General features: G+C 72.2%; 16 protein-coding genes. 7 read left to right on the top strand and 9 right to left on the bottom strand.

Annotated elements, in window-relative coordinates; genetic code table 11:
• Positions 1-149: 149 nt before the first annotated feature.
• Positions 150-1229 carry a Gfo/Idh/MocA family protein gene (locus Pth03_RS25800; RefSeq protein ID WP_203946968.1) on the bottom strand — a complete coding sequence of 360 codons (1080 nt, stop codon included), beginning with the start codon at positions 1227-1229 and terminating at the stop codon, positions 150-152.
• Positions 1230-1442: 213 nt separating this feature from the next.
• Between Pth03_RS25800 and Pth03_RS25795 the strand changes: the two genes are divergently transcribed.
• From Pth03_RS25795 to Pth03_RS25765, 7 genes are all read left to right on the top strand, one after another.
• Positions 1443-2330, top strand: coding sequence for an NAD-dependent epimerase/dehydratase family protein (locus tag Pth03_RS25795; protein ID WP_203946967.1), 888 nt, complete (start codon positions 1443-1445; stop codon positions 2328-2330).
• 47 nt (positions 2331-2377) lie between these two features.
• Positions 2378-4099, top strand: a complete 1722-nt coding sequence (locus tag Pth03_RS25790; RefSeq protein ID WP_203946966.1) for a substrate-binding domain-containing protein — start codon at positions 2378-2380, stop codon at positions 4097-4099.
• Between the two features lie 267 nt (positions 4100-4366).
• Entirely contained in the window at positions 4367-5434 is a 1068-nt protein-coding gene (locus tag Pth03_RS25785) for a glycoside hydrolase family 99 protein (RefSeq protein ID WP_203946965.1), read from the top strand.
• Positions 5435-5460: 26 nt separating this feature from the next.
• Positions 5461-6840, top strand: a complete 1380-nt coding sequence (locus Pth03_RS25780; protein WP_203946964.1) for an ABC transporter substrate-binding protein — start codon at positions 5461-5463, stop codon at positions 6838-6840.
• Positions 6837-7802: a carbohydrate ABC transporter permease gene (locus Pth03_RS25775; protein WP_203946963.1), complete on the top strand. Its 966-nt coding sequence runs from the start codon at positions 6837-6839 to the stop codon at positions 7800-7802. The genes Pth03_RS25780 and Pth03_RS25775 overlap by 4 nt, the downstream gene beginning before the upstream one ends.
• Entirely contained in the window at positions 7799-8620 is an 822-nt protein-coding gene (locus tag Pth03_RS25770; protein ID WP_203946962.1) for a carbohydrate ABC transporter permease, read from the top strand. Before Pth03_RS25775 ends, Pth03_RS25770 begins: the two co-directional genes overlap by 4 nt.
• 23 nt (positions 8621-8643) lie before the next feature.
• On the top strand, positions 8644-9477 hold the full coding sequence (locus Pth03_RS25765) for an SDR family NAD(P)-dependent oxidoreductase (RefSeq protein WP_203946961.1): 834 nt from the start codon (positions 8644-8646) through the stop codon (positions 9475-9477).
• On the opposite strand, the gene hpnH is transcribed toward Pth03_RS25765, so the two are convergent.
• The 8 genes from hpnH to Pth03_RS25725 all read right to left on the bottom strand — a co-directional run bounded on the left by hpnH (position 9443) and on the right by Pth03_RS25725 (position 18111).
• A complete protein-coding gene (gene hpnH, locus Pth03_RS25760) occupies positions 9443-10447 on the bottom strand; it encodes an adenosyl-hopene transferase HpnH (protein WP_203946960.1) in 1005 nt (334 codons plus the stop codon). The two genes, Pth03_RS25765 and hpnH, sit on opposite strands and share 35 nt — an antisense overlap.
• Positions 10447-11082: a phosphorylase family protein gene (locus Pth03_RS25755; RefSeq protein ID WP_203946959.1), complete on the bottom strand. Its 636-nt coding sequence runs from the start codon at positions 11080-11082 to the stop codon at positions 10447-10449. The genes hpnH and Pth03_RS25755 overlap by 1 nt, the downstream gene beginning before the upstream one ends.
• Positions 11079-12977 carry a squalene--hopene cyclase gene (gene shc, locus Pth03_RS25750; RefSeq protein WP_203946958.1) on the bottom strand — a complete coding sequence of 633 codons (1899 nt, stop codon included), beginning with the start codon at positions 12975-12977 and terminating at the stop codon, positions 11079-11081. Before shc ends, Pth03_RS25755 begins: the two co-directional genes overlap by 4 nt.
• A 1-nt stretch (position 12978) precedes the next feature.
• Positions 12979-13992: a polyprenyl synthetase family protein gene (locus tag Pth03_RS25745; RefSeq protein WP_203946957.1), complete on the bottom strand. Its 1014-nt coding sequence runs from the start codon at positions 13990-13992 to the stop codon at positions 12979-12981.
• Complete coding sequence (gene hpnE, locus Pth03_RS25740) at positions 13989-15344, bottom strand: hydroxysqualene dehydroxylase HpnE (protein ID WP_203946956.1); 1356 nt, start codon at positions 15342-15344, stop codon at positions 13989-13991. The genes Pth03_RS25745 and hpnE overlap by 4 nt, the downstream gene beginning before the upstream one ends.
• Entirely contained in the window at positions 15341-16189 is an 849-nt protein-coding gene (locus Pth03_RS25735) for a phytoene/squalene synthase family protein (protein ID WP_203946955.1), read from the bottom strand. Before Pth03_RS25735 ends, hpnE begins: the two co-directional genes overlap by 4 nt.
• A gap of 4 nt (positions 16190-16193) precedes the next feature.
• The gene (gene hpnC / locus Pth03_RS25730) at positions 16194-17075 is read right to left on the bottom strand and encodes a squalene synthase HpnC (protein ID WP_239119365.1); all 882 of its coding nucleotides are present in this window, start codon (positions 17073-17075) and stop codon (positions 16194-16196) included.
• Between the two features lie 322 nt (positions 17076-17397).
• Entirely contained in the window at positions 17398-18111 is a 714-nt protein-coding gene (locus Pth03_RS25725; protein WP_203946953.1) for a polysaccharide deacetylase family protein, read from the bottom strand.

The raw sequence follows: 18111 nt of genomic DNA, 5'->3' as shown, positions 1-18111 counted from the left end.
AAGGGGTGCATGATCACGGCCAAGGGGTGTGTGATCACGGCCAAGGGGTGCATGATCACGGCCAAGGGGTGTGTGATCACGGCCAAGGGGTGTGTGATCACGGCCATGGCGCCCTGCATGATCATGGCCACGCCCGCTCACTACAAGGGTCAGGCCCAGGGCTGGGGGTGGACGGTGACGCCGGCTCCCTTGGCCAGGGACTCTTCGATGGCCAGGGAGAGCGCGTGGTCCTGGCAGCCGTCGGCCAGGGGGTAGGGCTCGGGAGCCTCTCCCCGGCACCAGTCGATCATCTGGCTCAGCAGGGAGACCACGGCCAGGTCGTCGTCGGAGAAACCGGGGAACTCGTTGCGGTAGACCACCCGTCCGTCGAAGCTGATGTGGTCGAGGCCGACGCCTTCGAGGTTGAGGTCGATGCCGGTCTGCCGCCGAGTCAGGTGCGACCGCACCGGTGTCTTCGGGTCGGTCAGCCGTACGACGTCGTCGTCCACGATCTCCCCCAGGGAGCCGCGGATCACGATGCGCCGGGCACGGAGGGGGTTCCACCACTGGTTGTCGGTGAAGTCGTACAACCCCATCCCCTCGGCGAATTCGAGCGTGGCGATGGTCGTCGTCGCCTCCTTCGGTGTGGCGTCACCGCTCCAGCCGTCCCGTGACAGCGGGTCGGCCAGCGGGGCGGTGAACGAGCGCGCGGTCACCGTGGTCTCCCCGAAGCCCGCCCCCAGCATGTGGCGGATCAGTGAGATCGCGTGGTAAAGGTGCGTCGACGACACCTGCACCGACGTCGCCTGGCCGATGACGCCCTCCCGCAGCAGGGCCAGTCGCGCGGCGTGGCCGGGCATGTGGAGGTACTGCTCGGCGACCTGAACCAGCCCACTGGAGCCGACGGCCGCCCAGAGGTCGACCAGCCCCTCCAGGTCGGCGGCCGGGGGAGTCTCGGTCAGCACCGGGACCCCCAGCGCGACGAGTTCCTTGATGGCGCTGGGCGTGACCTGCCAGGGCAGTGACGGGATCACGAACTCCGGGCGCTCGGCCGCGACCATCTCGCCGACGGAACGGTAGGACGGGACGCCCCAGGCCGCCTCGACCTCGGCTCCCCGCTCGGCCGACCTCGTCACCACTCCTGACACCGAAAGCCGCTCGGGCAGTTGCCGCGCCAGGCGCACGAAGAACTCCGAACGCCATCCGCTGCCCACCAGCCCGAACCGGCCCGCTTTCTGTGCGACCACCATGTCTCCCGCTCGCCGTTAACTGCCCATATGAGCCCATATGGCCCCATATGGCGAAAAAAGGCCATGCAACCGGGCCACTTCTATCAGAGTGCGGCCCGGGGTCGTCCATCCGGCACCGCATTGACAACGGCATTGACACGGCCATCCGGCAGGGTCATCCTTCACGGGCGGGCAAATCGTTTTGCGATCAACAGGCTGCTGAAAGGGGAACGCATGACCGACCAACCGCGTCGCGTGCTGGTGACCGGCGCGGCCGGCAGGCTGGGACGGGCGGTGCTCGGCCTGCTGGCGGAGCGGGGAGTGCCCGCGACCGCGCTCGACCTGCACGACCCGGGCGGCACGACCGCCGATCGGGTGGTGGTCGGCGACGCCGGTGACCCGGACGTCGTGCGCGACGCGCTCGACGGGGTCGACGCGGTCGCCCACCTCGCCGCGATCCCGGCGCCCACCCTCGGCACCCCGGAGGAGGTCTTCTGCGGCAACACGCGCGCGACGTTCGTCGTGCTGGAGGAGGCCGGCGTGCTGGGCGTGCGCAGAGCGGTGGTCGCGAGCAGCTTCTCCGTGCTCGGCCTGCCCTGGGCGGGCAGGGCGCTGCATCCCGCCTACGTGCCGGTCGACGAGGCCCTGCCGCTGCAGGTCGAGGATCCGTACGGCCTGTCGAAGCAGGCGGACGAGGCCACGGCGGCGATGATGGCCCGCCGTCACGCGATGGCCGTCGTCGCGCTGCGCTTCCCGTTGCTCGGCGGTCCCGGAGACAAGTTCGACAAGACGGCCGCCCGCTACGCCGGCGACCCGGGCTCGGGGGCCAAGGAGTTGTGGACCTACCTCGACACCCGCGACGCGGCCCACGCATGCTGGCTCGGGCTGACCCGGCCCGTCGAGGGCTGCCAGGTGGTCTTCGTCACCGCGCCGGACACGCTGGCCGACCGGCCGACCGAGGAACTCCTCGGCCGGTTCCATCCGGACGCCGAGCGCCGTGCGCCCATCCCGGGCCGGGCCGCGCCGATCGACCTCGGGGTGGCCGAGCGGCTCCTCGGCTTCCGCGCGCGGCATCGGTATCCGGTGACGGCGTATCCCCTCGTGGAGGGGGAGGCCTCGTAGGACTTTTACAGTGAGCATAAGGAGTCATCAAATGTAGGATCCCGGACATGTCATCCGAAGGCCCCTCATCGGCGCGACGCGAACGGAAGAAGGCCCAGACCCGCCAGGCGATCGTCGCGGCGGCGTTCGGGCTGTTCGCGGAGCACGGGTTCGACGCGGTGACGGTGGCCGAGATCGCGGAGACCGCCGACGTCTCGGCGAAGACGGTGTTCAACCACTTCGCGGCCAAGGAGCAGCTGTTCTTCACCGGGGAGCCCCTCCTGCGCGGCGAGCCGGCGGCGCTCGCCCGGGAACGTTCGGCCGGGGTCGCTCTCGCGGAGGCCATGGCCGGGCTCCTGCCGGACCCCCCGTCCGGCCCCGCGACCGGCCCCGCGACCGGGACGGCGGACCCGGCGACGTGGGCGCGTGCATACGTGCGGAGTGCGGCGCTGCGGTCGTATGCCAGGGAGCTGTTCGCGGGCTGGGAGCGCGACCTGTCCGCCGTGATCGACGCAGAGGGCGCAGCTACAGGGAGCACGCTCACGCCCGGCGTGGTCGCGGCGGTCGTGCTGGCCGCGGTGCGCGAGGTGTGGGAGTCGATTCTGACCGAGATCGCGGCAGGCGCGTCCCCGCCGGACGCGGCCGCGGCGGGCAGGCGGCGGCTCATCGCGGCCCTCGCCGCCGTCGCCCCCGGGGAGCGGCCGCGGCAGGAGAAGGCCGGACCGATGCCCGGGACGCCCGCTCCTGTCCGCGGGAGGAACGTTCCCGCCGGCTCGCGGGGGGAGCGGCCGAGCATCACCCGTGTCGCCGAACTCGCCGGGGTGAGCGCGACCACGGTGTCGCACACGCTCAACGGCCGCCGTCCGGTCGCCGACACGACCCGGCGGCGGGTACTCGACGCCATCGAACGGCTCGGCTACCGCCCCAACGTGCTCGCCCGCGGCCTGCGCACGAGCAGGAGCCAGACGATCGGGCTGGTCATCCCGGACATCACCAACCCCTTCTATCCGGCGCTGGCCCGCGGCATCCAGGACGTGCTCGGGCCGGCCGGCTACGACCAGATCATCAGCAACACCGACGGCGACCGGCACATGGAGCGGGCGGCGATCGAGCAGATGATCGCGAGGCAGGTCGACGCGCTGGCGTTCGCGGTCTTCCACACCCACGCGGAAGACCTGCTGCCGGCGATCGAGGCGGGCATCCCCGTCGTACGGCTCGGCGGGCGGCTGGTCCAGGACGGCGTCGACGTGGTGCACAGCGATGACGAGGGCGGTGCCGCCGAGGCCACCCGCCACCTGCTGTCGCGCGGCTACCGCAGGATCGCGTTCGTCGGCGGCTCGGGAGCCGAGGGCCCCGAGCCGGAGGGGCCCGCAGCCGAACGGGTGGCGGGCTACCGCGCGGCGCTGGCCGAAGCAGGCGTGCCCGCCGACCCGGGCCTGGTCGTGCACACGCACTTCAGCAGGACGGGCGGCGCGGAGGGCGCGGTCCGGCTGCTCGACCTGCCCGACCGGCCCGACGCGGTGCTCTGCGCCAACGACATCATGGCGATCGGGGCCGTCGACGCGGCCCTCGCACGCGGGCTGCGCGTGCCGGACGACCTGGCGGTCATGGGCTTCGACGACATCGAGGCCGCCGGTCTGATATCGCCAGGTTTGACCACGATGGCCAACCCGGCGCGCGAGATCGGCCAGGCGTGCGCCCGCCTGCTGCTCGACCGCCTGTACGGCGAGGCCGGGGGCTTCCGCGAGGTGGTCATCCCCGCGCGGCTGGTCGTCCGCCGCTCGACCTGAGGGCACTGCGCCGGGTCTCCGGCGGACGCGCCGAGAGCCGGCTCGATCGCCGCAGGACCGGCGCCCCGCGGCCGCGATCATGACTGCGGCCGTCAGGTTACATCCACATGCACCCTTGACAGTCCCTGTGTTGCGTGTAGATTTCGGGATCAATCTTAACGTTTTGCGCATAACACCGAACCGGTGTGAAGGGCCAGGTCGGCGGCTCTTTCGCGCTCCACTGGCGGCACACGTGATCCACCCCCACCCAGTGACGAAAGGACACCGATGACAGCCGGTGCAAAACGTCGAAACTCCGCGTTCATCGCGGCGCTCTTGACGCTCCTGTGCGTTCTGTGGGCACCGCCGGCCTCGGAGGCCGAGGCCGCGAAGCTCTCCACCAAGGTCCACCTCTTCTACTACCCGTGGTACGGAAACCCCGAGGTCGGCGGCGAGTGGCGGCACTGGCAGCAGGGCGGCCACACACCGCCGCAGGACGTCGGAGCCGACCTCTACCCGGCGCTCGGCGCCTACGACTCCGGCGACGTGGACGGCGCCGTCGCCGCACACATGAAGTGGATCCAGCGCAGCGGCGCGGGCGTCATCGTCTACAGCTGGTGGGGCCGCGGCAGCTACGAGGACCGCATGGCCCGGGGAGTGCTCGACGCCGCCGCCAAGCGGGGCATCAAGGTGGCCTGGCACATCGAGCCGTACGAGGGCCGCACCGCCGAGTCGGTCGTCGCCGACATCGCCTACATCGACCAGGCCTACGGCGGGCACCCGGCGTTCTTCCGCGCCCCCGACCAGGGCGACCGGCCGGTGTTCTACGTCTTCTGGAGCCTGCAGATCGCCGACTGGACGGCGCTCGACCAGGTCAACGGGGACAACGTCATCCTCGCGCAGACCACGGACGCCTCCAAGATCGCGCACTTCTCCGGCATGTACACCTACGACGGCATCGCGGGCGCCACCGCCCCCGGCTGGAAGGAGGCCGGGGCCTACGCCAAGGAGCACGGCCTGATCTGGGCGCCGTCGGTCGCTCCCGGATATGTCGACGACCGCGCGGTGCCGGGCAACACCACGCCCACGCTCGGCCGCGACGGCGGCGCCACCTACGACAAGGAGTGGTCCAACGCCCTCGACCCGGTGATCGGCGGCGACCCCACGTGGGTGTCGGTCACCTCCTTCAACGAGTGGCACGAGGGCAGCTCCATCGAGCCGGCATCCAGCACGCCCCCGGCGGGCTTCGGCTACCAGACCTTCTCCGGCGCGTACGGCAAGCACGGGAAGGCGGCCGAGACGGCCTATCTCGACCGCACCAAGTTCTGGGTCAAGGCCTTCGAGCGGCTGCGCTAGCCGTACCCGAAAGAGGGAGAGACGAGATGAGAGCAGCGCACAGGAGGGCGCTCGGCGCGGCCGTGGCGCTCGTGGTGGGAATGGCCGTGGCCGGGTGCGGGGGCGGTGGTGAGCAGCAGCAGGGCGGCGCGCAGACCCTGACGATGTGGACCTTCAAGAAGTTGCACGCCGACGCGCTCAACAAGGTCGCCGCCCAGTTCAAGAGCGAGACCGGCATCAGCGTGACCGTGGAGGCGGTCACTCCCGACGACGTGTTCGTCAGCAAGGTGCAGAGCGCGGCGCAGACGGGCGGCCTGCCCGACGTGCTGGAGGTCCACGCCGGCGGTGAGGACCTGGAGATGGGGGCCTCCGGCCTGCTGCAGGACCTGCAGGGCGACGTGAACGACGCGTGGAAGCAGCGACTGCTGCCCACCACCCGCGAAAGCGGCGTCATGACGCAGCAGCGCATCGACGACGCGGCGAGCGACTCGCCGTTCAAGAGCGCCAAGGCGGGCCAGCGGTTCAGCGTGGGCTTCACCGCGGGCGCCTTCGGGATCGTCTACGCGAACAAGGACAAGCTGAAGGCGGCCGGTCTCGACCCGGACACGCCGCCCAAGACGTGGGAGGAGTTCCTCGACGCGCTGAAGGCCACCACCGGGAAGGACACCAAGGAAGGCGGCCTGTCCCTCGGGCTCAAGGTGAGCCAGACCGGCTACAACTGGATCTACCAGCCGCTCGCGCACGCCTACCTCGGCAAGGACCGGTTCCAGGCGTTGTTCGCCAAAGGCGCCGCGCAGGGTTTCGCCTCCCCCGACGGGGTCAGGACACTCGAGGCGTTCAGCAGGCTCACGCCGTACTGGATGCCGGGGACGACCACCCTCGGCATCGACGAGGCCGACATCGCCTTCGCGCAGGGCAAGTCGGCCTTCGACGTCGGCGGCACGTTCACCATGGCGTTCCTCGGCCAGAACGGCATGTCGCCCGACAAGGTGCTCACCTTCCCGATTCCCCCGTCGGCCGAGGGCGTGAACAAGGAGATCTCGATGGCGCCGCTGGCCCTGACCGGGCTCGGCGTCACGTCCACGACGGACAACCGCGCCGCCGCCGTCAAGTGGATCGACTGGCTCACCTCCCCCGAGGGGGCGGGCGCCGTCGCCAAGGAGTCGCTCGACCTGCCCGCGACCGATCTCGGCACCCAGGCCGAGTCGCTGCTCGGCCCGGATCTGGCGGCGCTGCAGAAGTACTTCACCGGCTCGCCGGACAGCATGTACGACGCCGCCGACGTGAGCTTCTTCCCCTCCGACTACGACCAGGTCAAGCCGGGTGACCTGATGGTCAGGCTGACACCGCTCCAGGAGGTGTCGCCGCAGCAGGCCGGAACCGAGCTCGACAAGATCATGGGCTCGATGTGGAAGGTCACCGAGTGAGCTCGCTCGCCGTGAAGGACCACCCGGGACGGCTGGACAAGCGGCCGTCCCGGACCCGGTCGCCCCGGCACTGGCCGGGTTGGCTCACGGGGTGGGCGTTCGTGCTGCCCGCGGTCGCGCTGTTCGCGGTCATGGGCGTCTACACGATCGGCAGCGGGCTCGCGCTGAGCTTCGCCAAGTGGAACGGTTTCACCCCGACCTGGACCTGGGTGGGGGTGCAGAACTATCTCGACCTGCTCTACGCCGACCCGGTGCTCGCGCCCGAGCTGCGGCGAGCCGGGGGCCACACCCTGCAGGTCATGATCGCCGTGCCGCTGCTCACCGTGGCGATCTCCCTGCCGCTCGCCGTCGCGCTCAACTCCATCAGGCGGCTGCGTGCGATCCTGCGCTCGATCTACTTCCTGCCGTACGTCACCACCGGCATCGCGGTCTACTTCGCCTGGCGGTACGTGCTCGAGCCCGACGGCGCGATCAACACGCTGCTGCGTTCGCTCGGCCTCGGCACGCTCGCGCAGCCGCAGGGTTTCCTCGGCAACCCGGACACGGCGCTGCCCACGTTGATCCTCATCCTCGTCTGGTCGGCCGTGCCGGTCGCGACGCTGCTCTACCTGAGCGGCCTTCAGGCCATCGATCCGAACCTGTTCGAGGCCGCGCAGATCGACGGGGCGGCTCCCCGCCATGTCCTGCGCCGGGTGATCTGGCCGCTGCTGCGGCCCATCACCGCCGCGATCGTGTTGCTCGGCGTGCGCGACGCCCTCCACGGGTTCCAGATCTTCCTGGTCATGACGCGCGGCGGCCCCGGCGGGCACACGGACGTGCTGGGGCTGATGGCCTACCGGCTGGCGTTCTTCAAGGGCCTGGCCCAGACGCTCGGCGTGTCCAGCGCGCTCGGCTGGATGCTGTTCGCCGGAGCCGTGCTGCTGGCCCTGCTGAACGCGCGCATGTTGCGGAGGGTGCGGTGACCGGGCGGCGCGCGGCCAGGGCGGTGTCCTTCGCCGCGTTGTTCCTGTACGCGCTGATCAGCCTGTATCCCTTCCTGTGGATGGCCTCGGGGGCTTTCAAGAGCAGGAGCGAGATCCTGGAGGGCGGCTTCCTGCCCCGCTCGTTCAGCTTCGACACGCTCGTGCAGACCTGGGGCCGGCTGCACTTCTTCGACTACTTCCTCAACAGCCTCAAGGTCACCGCCATGACGGTGCTCGGCGTGCTGGTCGTCTACAGCCTGGCGTCCTACGCCTTCGCCGTGCTCGACTTCCCCGGGCGGCGCATCCTGTTCTGGTTCTTCGTGTCGCTGCTGTTCGTGCCCGGCATCACCATGCTGCTACCGGTCGTCATCCTGGAGAAGCAGCTCGGCGTGCTCGGCACGCACATCGGCCTGGTGCTGCCCTTCGTGAACGGCACCGCGCCGCTGACCGTGCTCCTGCTCACCAACGCCTATGGCGCCATCCCGCGGGAGATGCGCGAGGCGGCCCGCGCCGACGGCGCGAGTGAGCTGCGCATCTTCGCGTCGGTCTACCTGCCGCTGGCCAAGCCCGCGCACGTCGCCGTCGCCGTGCTCACGGCCGTGCCGACGTGGAACGAGTACGTGCTGACCCGCGTGTCGATCTCCGATCCATCGCGCTACACCCTGCCTCTCGGCCTGGAGTCGCTGATCTCCAGCGAGGTGCCCCGCTACAACGAGGTGATGGCGGCCTCGCTGATCATCGTGCTTCCGGTCATCGTGCTGTTCCTGCTGCTTCAGCGGTATTTCGTCAACGGGCTGGTCGGCGCGATCAAGGGCTGAGCCCGGACGGGTACACCCAGCACATGAGACTCGAAGGAGCCCGGGTGCTGGTCACGGGCGCGTCGTCCGGCATCGGCGCGGCGACCGCGGTCGCGTTGGCCGGGCGGGGTGCGCGCCTCGTTCTGGCCGGGCGGGACGAGGAGCGCCTCGCCGCCGTCGCGGCGCGTACGGGCGGCGAGATCCTCACCGCCGACCTTCCGGGGGACGTCGCCGGGCTGGCGGCGGACGCCGGTCCGGTCGACGTCCTGGTGAACAACGCGGGGGAGGGATGGTCGGGACCGGTCGCGCGGATGCCCGGTGAGGCGGTCGAGCGGCTCATCGCGGTCGACCTGGTCGCGCCCGTGCAGCTGGCCCGCCTCCTGTTGCCCCAGATGATCGGGCGCGGCGGCGGCCGGCTCGTCTTCGTGGCGTCCATCGCGGGGGCCGTGGGCGTGCGCGACGAGGCGGTCTATTCGGCGGCCAAGGCGGGGCTCATGGCTTTCGCCGAGGCCCTGAGGTACGAGCTGCGCGACCCCGAGGCGTACGGCGACGCGCGTGACGGCCTGGCGGGCGCCAAAACGCGCGGTCGGGGGATCGGCGTCACGGTGGTGGTCCCGGGCGTGGTGGACACGCCGTTCTTCGCCCGCCGCGGCGTGCCGTACGGGCGGCGCAGGCCCGCGCCGATCCCACCCGAGCGGGTCGCCCGGGCGATCGTCAGGGCCGTCGAACGGGACAGGCCCGAGTGCTACGTCCCCGGGTGGCTGCGCCTGCCCGCCCGGCTGCGCGGCGCCTTCCCCGGGCCGTTCCGCGCGCTGGCGGGCCGCGTCGGCATGCCCGGGCGGGTCAGCCGCCGCGCAGCGCCCGGATCGACTCCTTGAGCGAGCCCAGCGTGGCGAACACGGCCGTCGGCTCGTACCCGCAGTGCGCCATGCAGTTGGCGCAGCGCGGATCGTTGCCCCGGCCGTAGGTGTCCCAGTCGGTCTCCTCGACCAGCTCCTTGTAGGTCTGGGCGTAGCCGTCCGACATGAGGTAGCACGGGCGTTGCCAGCCGTACAGGGAGTAGGACGGGATGGCCCACGCCGTGCACGGGAAGTCGGTCAGGCCCTCGAGGAAGTCGAGGAACAGGGGCGTGTGGTTGAACCGCCACCTGCGCCGGTTGCCGTCGGCGAACGCCTTGCGGAACAGCTCGCGGGTCTCGCGCACGCCGAGGAAGCAGTCCTGGTCGGGCGCCTTCTCGTAGGCGTACCCCGGAGAGATCATCATCTGGTCGACGTGGAGGTCGTCGTTGAGGTAGTCGAGCACCTCGATGACCGTGCGCGGGCTGTCGGTGTTGAAGAACGTCGTGTTCGTGGTCACGCGGAAGCCGCGGCGCTGGCATTCGCGCACGGCGGCCACGGCCTCGTCGAACACGCCCTCCTTGCACACCGACGCGTCGTGCCGCTCGCGCAGCCCGTCGATGTGGACCGTCCACGCGAAGTACTCCGACGGCGTGAACTGGTCGATCTTCCGGGGGATGAGCAGCGCGTTGGTGCACAGGTAGACGTATTTCTTCCGGTCGACGAGCTCCTCGACGAGCTCGCCGATCTGCGGGTGCATGAGCGGCTCGCCGCCCGCGATCGAGACCATCGGCGCGCCGCACTCCTCGATGGCGGCGATCGCCTGCTCGACCGGCATGCGCTGCTTGAGCACCTCGGCCGGGTGCTGGATCTTGCCGCAGCCGGCGCAGGCGAGGTTGCAGGCGAACAGGGGCTCGAGCTCGACGATCAGCGGGAACTTCTCACGCCCGCGCAGCTTCTGGCTCAGGATGTAGCCGCTCACGCGAAGGCTCTGGCGGATTGGCATGGGCATCAGGGCCGGCCCTCCTTCTGTTCGGCCTTGCGCGGGACGTCCGCGTGGGCGGCTCGGGCCTGCCCGCCGGCCCGTGCCTCCCAGGCGGCGAGCACGGGCGCGATGCGGGTCAGCGTGCGCCGGGCGGTCAGGGCGTGGGCGACGGTGGCGAAGCCCAGCAGCGGGCTTGCCGGCGTGTCGACGACGACCCGCACAACCGCGAACGGGAGGTCCTCGCACGCCACGGCCAGCGGCCCGCTCTCCATGTCGGCGGCTCGGGCGCCCGACCGCCCCCACTGGGCCCGCCTGTCCCGTCCGGTGACGACGTACCACGAGGTGATCAGCGGCCCGGTCCGTACGGCCAGGCCCGCGTCGTCCAGCCGGGCCGCGACGTCGGGGGCCGACGGGCACGGGACCACCAGGTCCCGCCACCTGACCTCGCTCGCCACGAGCACGTCCCCGGGGTCGAGGCCGTCGTCGAGGGCGCCGGCGAAACCGGTGACGGCGACGGCGGAGGCCGGGGGAAGGCAGGCCGCGGCCCGCTCCGCCCGGCGGGGCCCCATCCCGGTCCTGAGCACGGTCACCCCGTCGGGTGGAAGGCCGCGGCGCACCGCCCGGGCCTCGATGCCCAGGGCGCAGACGATGAGACTGGTCATGACGTCACCTGGCCGTCTCCGGCCGGAACCCCGTGGAGGCTGATGTAGCGCCCGAGAGCGCTGATCGGGAAGACCAGCCGGTAAAGGTGGTAGTTGATGTAGAAGTCGCCGGGGAAGCCCGTTCCGGTGAAGAAGGCCTCGTCCCACGTGCCGTCGGAGCGCTGCTCGCGCACGAGCCAGTCGACGCCCCGGTCCACCGTCGTGCCGGCCTCCCCGGCGGCCAGCAGACCGATCAGCGCCCACGCCGTCTGCGACGGCGTCGACTCGCCCCGTCCGATCCACGCGGGGTCGGCGTAGGAGCGCAGGTCCTCCCCCCATCCTCCGTCGGCGTTCTGGTGCCTGGTCAGCCAGGTCACCGCCCGCCGTGCGCAGGGGGCGTCCGGCCGCACCCCGGCGGCCATGAGCGCGGGCAGCACGGCCCCGGTGCCGTACACGTGGTTGGCGCCCCACCGGCCGAACCATGATCCGTCCGGTTCCTGGGCCTTCAGCAGCCACACGACGGCCCGGCGGGCGACGGGGGAGGCGGCCCGGCCCTCGGCGGCCAACGCCTCGACGACGTGCGCGGTGACGTCGGCGGACGGCGGGTCGATGACGGCGCCGAAGTCGCAGAACGGCAGCCGGGTGCACAGCTCGCGGGTGTTGTCGGCGTCGAAGGCGGCGAATCCACCGTCGCGGGACACCATGCCCGACATCCACCGCATCGCCCGGTCGATGGCCGGCCGCGCGCCGGGGTGGCTGACCCGCCGCAGCGCGAGCACGACCTCGGCGGTGTCGTCGGTGTCGGGGTATCCGTCGTTGTCGAACTCGAACGCCCAGCCGCCGGGGGGCAGCGATGGTCGCCGCACCGACCAGTCGCCCGGGCCTCTGATCTCCTCGTCCAGCAGCCACTCGGCGGCACGGGAGATCGCGGGGTGGTCGCCCGGGTGGCCGGCGTCGAGCAGGGCGTTGACCGCCAGGGCGGTGTCCCACACGGGCGACTGGCACGCTTCGAGCCTGCGCCCGCCCTCGTCGCGGATCGTGAAGCGGTCGAGTCCGCGCACGCCCTTGACCATGACGGGGTGGTCGATGCCGTATCCGCACAGGTTGAGCGCGATGAGCGAATAGACCCAGGGCGGCTGGATGCCTCCCCACGACCCGTCGGGCTCCTGCCTGGCCACGATCCAGTCGGCGGCGCGCCTGATCGCCGCGTGCCGCAGGCCGGGGATCGGCCGGCGCTGGTAGCGGTGGAGAACGTGGTCGAGGGCGGTGAACGCGGCGTCCCAGCCGCCGCCGCGGGCCCGCCGGGGCGCCCGGCCGGTGCACAGCTCGGGGAGGTCGATCGGAAGGGGCCGCACCGGCCGCCGTGCGCTGACGATCGTGAGCGGCACGATGGTCTGCCTGGCCCAGCACGCCCAGTCGTACACGTTGAGCGGGAACCACGACGGCAGGAACATCATCTCCGGGGGCAGCACCGGCAGGTCGTCCCACGACCACTTGCCGAACAGGGCCAGCCAGATGCGGGTGAAGACCCTGCTGGACTCGATGCCGCCCGACTCCCGCACGAACGCGGCCGCGACCTTCATGTGCGCGGCGTCGGCGGGGTCGCCGGCGAGGCGGAGCGCGGCGTAGGCCTCGACGGTGGTCGACAGGTCGGCAGGGCCGCCGTGGAAATTGGCCCAGGTGCCGTCCTCGCGCTGCTGGGAGCGGATCCAGCGGGCGGCCTCCGCCGTGTCCTCCTCGGTCCTGATGCCGAGGAACTGGCGCAGCAGCAGGTCTTCGGCGTCCATGGTGACGTTGGTCTGCAACTCGCCCTTCCACCAGCCCTGCGGAGACTGGAGGGCGAGCAGGTGGTCGCAGGCCGCGCCGAGCGTCTGCTCGACTCCGGACGCGAGCGGTGTCTCCGGGGCGGTGGTCATGTCAGTGGTCCCGTGAAGTGATGAAGTGGGCGATTTCCAGGAGCTCCGCGCGCACCTCGGCCGGCATGTCGGCCTCGGCGAGGTGCCGCTCGGCGGCGTCGAGCCGGTGCTTGGCCTCCGTCTCCGCCCACGCCCGGCCGCCGGCCTCGTCGACCAGCCGGGCGGCCATGCTCAGGACGGACTCGGGCAGCGGTTCCGGCCGGGCGAGCAGCCCGGCGAGGGTGTCCCCTGCGGGGGTTCCGCTGGTCAGCGCGGCGACCACCGGCAGCGTCTTCTTGCGGCTGCGCAGGTCGGACAGCACCGGCTTGCCCGTCGCCTCCGGCCTGCCCCAGATGCCGAGCAGGTCGTCGACGAGCTGGAAGGCCAGCCCTGTCTCGGCGCCGAAGGCCGCCAGGGCGGTCACGAGCGGCTCCGGCGCCCCCGCCGCGATCGCGCCGATCGAGCAGGCGCACGACAGCAGCGCCGCGGTCTTGTCGGCCGACATCCGGCGGCATTCCTCGAGGGTCACGTCGGCCCGCCGCTCGAACTCCAGGTCGCGGCCCTGCCCGGCGATCAGCCGCTGCGTCGCGGAGACCAGGCAGCGGGCCGCGCGCACGCGCGCCGGGGTGTCCTCCTCGAGCACCAGCTCGCCCGCCAGCGTGACCAGCGCGTCCCCGGCGAGGATGGCCGCCGAGTCGCCGAAGACGGTCCAGGCGGCCGGCCGGTGCCGCCGGGTCGGGTCGCCGTCCATGACGTCGTCGTGCAGCAGCGAGAAGGCGTGCACGAGCTCGACCGCGGCGGCCACCGGCAGGCAGCGCTCCCCGGCCGCTCCCGCCGCGCGGGCCGACAACACGGCCAGGGCCGGGCGCAGCGCCTTGCCTCCATTGCCGGTGCTGCGCCCGGCGGCGTCCGCCCACCCCAGGTGATAGGCCGCGACCCTGGCCGACAGCGCGTCGAGCCGGCCGACGGCCTCCCGCAGCACCGGCTCCACCAGCGTCCGGGCGGCCGAGACGGAATGCGGCGTCACCGCGGTCATCGGACCGCCTCCCCGCGCCGCCTGGATCCCTCCAGATGGCGCCGGGCGAGGCCCGCCGCCGTGAGCCCGCTCCGCACGGCGCCCTCCATGGTGTCGGGCCAGCCCGTGGCGGTCCACGCGCCGGCGAGGTAGAGACCGGGCCAGCCGGTCACGGCCCCCGGGCGCAGCTCTCCGCTGCCGGGGCTCTGCCTGAAGGTGGCGCGCCGCTCCCTGGTGACGAAGAAGTCGGTGACCCGGGCCCCGTGCGAGTCGGGCAGCAGCCGGGCCAGTTCGGGCAGGAAGGCGGCGCGGACCTCGGCGGTCGAGGCGTTGATCCAGCGGCGGGCCGCCGAGACCGACACGGTGAGGTACTGCCCGCGCCGCACCCGTCCCGCCCGGGTCTTGTCGAAGAACCACTGCACCGGCGAGCCGGTCACCGCCGCGAAGGGCAGGCGGGTGACCGGCCGGTCGTAGACGACGTGCACGTTGACGATCGGGCTGCCGTCCAGGCCCGTCCAGCGCTCGCGGCCGGGCGCGGCGTCGGCGGGCACGAGCCGGGCCGCCTGCTCGTGCGGCGTGGCCACGATCACGGCGGACGCCTCGATCCTGACGCCGTCGACGACGATCGACGGCCCCGGCTCGATCGCCTCGACCTTCGCCGGCATGCGCACCTCGCCGCCGGCGCGCTCGATCGCCACGCGCGCCGCCAGGCCGTGCAGCTCACCGAGGGGCACCGTCGGGATGCCGATGTCGGCGGCGCCCGCCCGGCCGAGCAGTGCCGTACGGAAGACCATCGCGGCCGCGCCGAGGGCGGCCTCGTCGGTGCCGACGTTGAGCGCCGCGACGGTGAACAGGTCCCACAGGACCCTGCGGGAGGCCTCCCCCTGTCCGTGTGCGGCCAGCCAGCCGCCGAGGGCGACCTGGTCGAGCAGCGGGTCAGCCGGGTCGAGCCGGCGCAGGGCGAGCGAGCCGCGCATCGCCCGCAGCCGGTCGGCCGGAGGCAGCAGCGAATACGTCGCGAGGGCGGGCAGCAGGTGGAACGGCCCGGGCAACGCGGACCGCCGCAGCCGGCCGTGGCGTCCTTCCGGGGTGAGCACCCACACGTCGAACCGGTCCTGGAGGCGCACGCTCCCGGCGCCGCCCAGCCGGTCGAGCAGCCCCCGGTAGGCCGTGCAGCAGCGGAGGAAGACGTGCTGGCCGTTGTCGGCGACCAGGCCGGCGCGCTCGAAGGAGTGCGTGGCTCCGCCGAGCCGCGGCCGCGCCTCGTACAACGTGACGGGGATCCCCGCCTCGGACAGGGCGAGGGCCGCGGTGATCCCCGCGAGCCCTCCGCCGACGATCGCGACCCGCGCCTGAGCAGCCGATTCGGTCACCGGCCCGCCCCCGCGACGGCGCGGGCCGCCACCATGGCCTTAATCCAGGGGGCGAGCGAGAGCCGTTTTCTCAGCGCGCTCGCCGGGTCGGCGGCGATGCGGCCGAGCAGCCGGCGGTAGATGCCCGCCATCGCCGCCGTGCAGGCGCCGCTTCGCCGGTCGAGCATCGGGATGAGGCGCATGCCGTCGGCGTACCAGCCCAGCGCCCGGTCGGCCTCGAACCGGACCAGGTTGGCCAGCCGCTCCGGCGGGTCGGTGAAGCGTCCCGCGTGGTCGAGGGCGAGGGTGCAGCCGAACCGGTCGAGGTCTTCCGCGGGCAGGTAGACGCGCCCGGCGAGCCGGTCCTCGTACAGGTCGCGCAGGATGTTGGTGAGCTGGAGCGCCACCCCGAGCGCGTCGGCCGTCTTGGGCGCGGCCGGGTCGGCCGATCCGAAGACGCCGAGCGAGAGCCGTCCGATGGAGCCCGCGACGTGCCGGCAGTAGGAGAGCAGATCGTCGAAACGCCGGTAGGAGGTGCCGCTGACGTCGGCGGCGCAGCCGTCGATGAGCTCGTTGAACGCGTCGAGCGGGATGGGGAAGCGCCCGGCCGCGTCGTACAACGCGGTCAGGACCGGGTCGCCGTCCGGCGGTGCGCCCAGCCGGGCCCGCTCGTCGGACAGCGCCACCATGCGCTCCTCGACGGGCCCCGGGGTGTCGCCGATGTCGTCGATTCTGCGGGCGAAGGCGTAGACGGCGCTGAGCGCGCGCCGTTTGGCAGGCGGCAGCAGCAGGATGCCGTAGGCGAAGTTCTGGGCGCGGGACCGGACGATCTGCTCGCACTGCCGGTAGGCGTCGGATGTGTCCACCGGCTCACCTCCCTCTCGCGAGGACGCGCAGCCACGTGGTCAGCAACCGGGCGCGGTGCGCCCGGATTCGGGTCGACAGGACGTCGTATCGGCCGCGTTCGAGCGCCGCGGCGGTGGCGCGGCCTCCCGCGATGTAGCCGGAGACCGCGAGCCTGGCGAAACCGCCGAGGGTGCCGGCCAGCGGCGCCCCGGAGTCGAGCAGTCGCGCCGCACGCTGGGACTCGAAGGCGATGAGCCTGCGCACGCACGGGGAGGTCGAGCGGGCGGCGAGGTCGGCCTCGACGCAGTCGAAATGCCGCATATCCTCCTGCGGGACGTAGATCCGGCCCCGCGCGTGGTCCTCGCCGACGTCCTGGCAGTGCTCGATGATCTGGAGCGCGGAGCAGATCCGGTCGGACAGGTCCAGCCGGTCGGGTACGGCCATGCCGAAGATGTGCAGCACGATGTGGCCGATCGGGTTGGCCGACAGCTCGCAGGAGGCCAGCAGGTCGGTGTAGGTGTCGTAGCGGGACACGGTCTGCTCGCGCCGGTTGGCCTCGACCAGCCGATGGAACGGCGCGGCGGGGATGGCGCAGGCGTCGATCGTGGGCGCGAGCGCCTGGGTGACGGGCAGGCGCGGTTCGCCGCCGTCGTAGATGCGTGTGAGGTCGGCGTCGATGGCGTCGAGCAGGCCCAGGCGGTCGCGGGGCTCGGCCTCGTCGCCGATGTCGTCGACGCAGCGGGCGAAGCCGTAGGCCGCGATGAGGTGGCGGCGGTACCTGCGCGGAAGCAGCCGGGAGGCGACGGGGAAGTTCTCCCGCCGCACCGGCGCCGCCTGGCACACGTCGCTGGCATCGCCACTGTTCTCACCGGTCCCGTCGCCGCGGACATTTCCGGTATTGCTCACAACACCGCGGGCATTACGGAGGTTGAGAAAGTGGCGAAGACCGCCTCCCCCCGACAACATGACTCAAGGATCTCCCTCGCGATTCACCACAAAACATGCATGCGAGCCGGGTGACTTTACGCAGGTGGCCGCTGTTTGCGGGGAAATATTTGTCCCTGCCGACCGGGGTCGAGAAAGGTAAAAATCCTCATTGTCGCGAGAGGTCCGGAAATAGTCGTGCTTTTCCGCGAGTTTGCCGTCTTGCCTTGAGGTAAAAGCTTGGCGCGCATGAACGGCGCCCGCTCGTACGGCCATGCGGCCCCGGGTAGGACCCGGGCCGACGTCAGCCGATGCCGTGTTCGGCCAGAGGGCCGACGCGAAGGCCCGCGGAGCGGCAGTGATCGACCAGTTGTCCGAGCGCGCCGAGCGCAGCACGCCAGGAGCCGGGCGCCGAGGTGTGGTCGGTGTCGTGCAGCAGGAGTGTCGCTCCGCCGCGAAGGCCGGGCGCCAGGGTCGCCAGCACCGACTCCGGCGTGGCCCGGGGCGTCCAGTCCTTGCCCCAGGCGGTCCACAGGACCGGGCGCAGCCCGTTCCACCGGGCCGCCACCAGGGCCTCCGCGCTGAGCACGCCGTAGGGCGGGCGGTACCACGCCGGCCGTGCTCCGGTGACGGCCCGCACCAGCCTGGCCGTACGGGCCATCTCGGCGGAGACGCGGCCGGGCGGAGTGCGCAGCGTGTAGTCGTGCCGCCAGCCGTGCACGGCGACCTCGTGGCCCGCCTCGGCGACGCGGCGCCCGGTGCCGGGGTGGAGCTCCAGCATCTCCCCGAGCATGAAGAACGTGGCCCGGCAGCCGAGCCGGTCGAGCGCGTCGAGGAACAACGGCGTGGTGCGCGGGTCGGGCCCGTCGTCGAAGGTCAGCGCGACATGGCCGGGCGCCCCCCGGCCCGACAGGGCGGGCAGCAGGCGGCGTACGGCGGGAATCCAGGTCACGCCCGGGCCCACGTGCAGCAGGGCCGCACCGCCGAGCCCGAGCGCCACGGCGGCGGCGCGCGTCAT

This window comes from Planotetraspora thailandica, assembly GCF_016863335.1.
GTDB lineage: Bacteria > Actinomycetota > Actinomycetes > Streptosporangiales > Streptosporangiaceae > Planotetraspora > Planotetraspora thailandica.
Note: the sequence above shows the minus strand (reverse complement) of the source record. Positions and strands in the feature narration are given on the sequence as shown.